The organism is Arthrobacter sp. TB 23 (genome assembly GCF_000294595.1).
In the GTDB taxonomy this organism is placed as follows: domain Bacteria; phylum Actinomycetota; class Actinomycetes; order Actinomycetales; family Micrococcaceae; genus Arthrobacter_D.
The window spans coordinates 1-2,270 of the sequence record NZ_ALPM01000116.1 but is presented as its reverse complement, the minus strand read 5'-3'; the positions used below and the strand labels follow the sequence as shown (position 1 = coordinate 2,270).

The 2,270-nt window shown below is 60.5% G+C and carries 4 protein-coding genes; 3 read left to right on the top strand and 1 reads right to left on the bottom strand.

Annotated features, from left to right (window positions below; translation table 11 throughout):
• Positions 1-70: 70 nt before the first annotated feature.
• Entirely contained in the window at positions 71-232 is a 162-nt protein-coding gene (locus B384_RS21195) for a hypothetical protein (RefSeq protein ID WP_165802553.1), read from the bottom strand.
• 188 nt (positions 233-420) lie between these two features.
• Here B384_RS21195 and B384_RS20300 point away from each other — a divergent pair, with 188 nt between their 5' ends.
• The 3 genes from B384_RS20300 to B384_RS0115725 all read left to right on the top strand — a co-directional run bounded on the left by B384_RS20300 (position 421) and on the right by B384_RS0115725 (position 2,265).
• On the top strand, positions 421-612 hold the full coding sequence (locus B384_RS20300) for a helix-turn-helix transcriptional regulator (RefSeq protein WP_024476534.1): 192 nt from the start codon (positions 421-423) through the stop codon (positions 610-612).
• Entirely contained in the window at positions 602-1,030 is a 429-nt protein-coding gene (locus tag B384_RS0115730) for a hypothetical protein (RefSeq protein WP_019484056.1), read from the top strand. The genes B384_RS20300 and B384_RS0115730 overlap by 11 nt, the downstream gene beginning before the upstream one ends.
• A 152-nt stretch (positions 1,031-1,182) precedes the next feature.
• Positions 1,183-2,265 (top strand): fatty acid desaturase family protein, encoded by a 1,083-nt coding sequence (locus tag B384_RS0115725; protein ID WP_026041236.1) that lies wholly within the window; start codon positions 1,183-1,185, stop codon positions 2,263-2,265.
• Positions 2,266-2,270: the final 5 nt, after the last annotated feature.

Here is a 2,270-nt window from a genome sequence, read left to right as displayed (position 1 = left end):
CCCCGGCCACTCCTCCCCCGGGTTTCACCTTCCAAACAGTCGACCAAACCAACCTGGCTGAGCTTGCCCCTCAGACCGCGCACGCTTCGGCTCGACGGTCGGATTGCAGGAGCACTGATCCTTCTTTGGTACCGACCGCATTACCTGATCGACGTGATTTCCACAGCCGGCCCAGGTGGTTTTCCGGCAGCGCATACAGGTGGTTGTCCGGCACATGCGAACTCTCTTTCATTAGGGTCCAGGCTGGAATCGTGGACGGCGTTCACTCAAGTATGCAAATACCCCTAGGGGTATGTCAAATACAGGCCACGCCGAGACTGACCCTCCTTCGCCCACGAAAGGTCAAGGAAGCTTGACATGATGGCAGAAGTCAAGGAAGCTTGACCCCATGACAAGCTTCCTTGACCACTTTGGTTTCCAGTGAGGAACGATCTCAGTACGCTCCGCCGCGCGGCTGGCATCTCCCAACGTGAACTCGCAGAAGTCCTCGACGTTTCGCGTCAGACCATCAATTCCATTGAGACCGGCCGCTACGATCCGTCGCTCCCACTGGCCATAGCTATCGCCCGACACTTTCGCAGCACCGTAGAGGAGATCTTCCATGTCGACTAGCACCTATACCTCAAAGCAAAAGGCCGCGGTCCTCGGGCTGGTACTGGCAGGGCTGACTGGTCTCATCGTGACAGGGCTGTTGCTTCAGGAGTACGGGCCGGGAAATATGGGGGCTGGCCTTCTGGCGGGCGGCGCCGTCGGCCTGGTCGCCGCCCTGATTGGCCTGTGGCGCATCACCAAGACCCCCTCACGAGTGAGCACCTTCGAACGCGCCTGGACCCAGACGGGCGATGAACGGGACAACGCCGTCCTCACCAGATCGCTGGCAATCCTAGGACTCCTAGCGGTCCCGCTGACCGCCATCGCGGCAATAGCCGTGGGCTTTGGGGCTGCCGTGGAGATGGTTCTAGCTTTGCTGCTGCTGGCACAAGCTTTGGTGGGAGCCGTCGCGTTCGCTGCGATCAACCGTAAGAGCTGACGCCTCTTTGGGCATCGACCCTCACAGATCACTAACTATGCCGTAGGGCGCATACTTACAGGCGGCATACATCTAACTCACATAAACTCCATATATCCACGGGTTTAGCATCCCTTCGTCTGCTGGGGACAGAATCTAACGCAGGGACACTTATGAGTACTACAACCTCCGGCCGTAGCGTGCGCGTTGCTAAGCCGAACGACGTCGTCGCCTCCTATGCGACGCTGCTGAAGCAGGTACGCAAAGAAGGTCTGCTGAACCGTCGCCGCCGCTTTTACGTTTCCGTCTTCGCTGCACTGGCGATAACCATGGGTGCCGCCTGGACCGGTTTCGCCCTGCTGGGCGACACCTGGTTCCAGTTATTGATCGCCGCCGTGCTCGGCGTCGTCTTCACGCAGATCGCATTCCTGGCCCACGAGGCCTCCCACCGGCAGATTTTCAAGACCCGCGGGGCCAACGACTGGTCCGGACGGATCCTGGCCGCCGGCGTCGTCGGCATCAGCTACCAGTGGTGGATGAATAAACACACCCGCCATCACAACGACCCCAACGTGGTGGGCAAAGACCCGGACATTGAGATCGATACCATCTCCTTCACCGAGGACGACGCAGCCAAAGCCACGGGACTCCACGCCTGGATCACCCGCCGCCAGGGCTACCTCTTCTTCCCGCTGCTGACCTTCGAAGGTTTGAACCTGCACGCCAAGTCGATCGGCACACTGTTCCGCCCCGGCGCTGTCCAAGGCCGCTGGATCGAACTGGCCCTCCTCGCGATCCGGTTCGGCGCCTACCTCGGCGTCCTGTTCTGGTTCCTGCCCCTCGGCATGGCGTTCGCCTTCATCGGCGTTCAAATGGCCGTGTTCGGCATCTACATGGGAGCCTCCTTCGCCCCCAACCACAAGGGCATGCCGATCATCCCCAAGAACAGCAAACTCGACTTCTTCCAGAAACAGGTCCTCACCTCACGCAACATTCGCGGCGGCAACTTCATCAACAACGCCTTCGGCGGCCTGAACTTCCAGATCGAACACCACCTGTTCCCCGACATGCCCCGCCCGCACCTCCGAGCAGCAGCACTGATCGTCCGCGAGCATTGCGAACGCCTCAAAGTCCCCTACACCGAGGTCGGCGTCGCAGCCTCCTACGGCGCCGTCGTGTCCTACCTCAACCGGGTAGGCCTCGCCGCACGCGACCCCTTCGACTGCCCCATGGTCAACAAATACCGGCACCAATAGCCCGA

Bases quoted from the DNA above. Each gene is read 5' to 3' on its own strand.
- B384_RS21195 (WP_165802553.1), bottom strand. From the start codon at position 232: ATGAAAGAGAGTTCGCATGTGCCGGACAACCACCTGTATGCGCTGCCG.
- B384_RS0115730 (WP_019484056.1), top strand. From the start codon at position 602: ATGTCGACTAGCACCTATACCTCAAAGCAAAAGGCCGCGGTCCTCGGG.
- B384_RS0115725 (WP_026041236.1), top strand. From the start codon at position 1,183: ATGAGTACTACAACCTCCGGCCGTAGCGTGCGCGTTGCTAAGCCGAAC.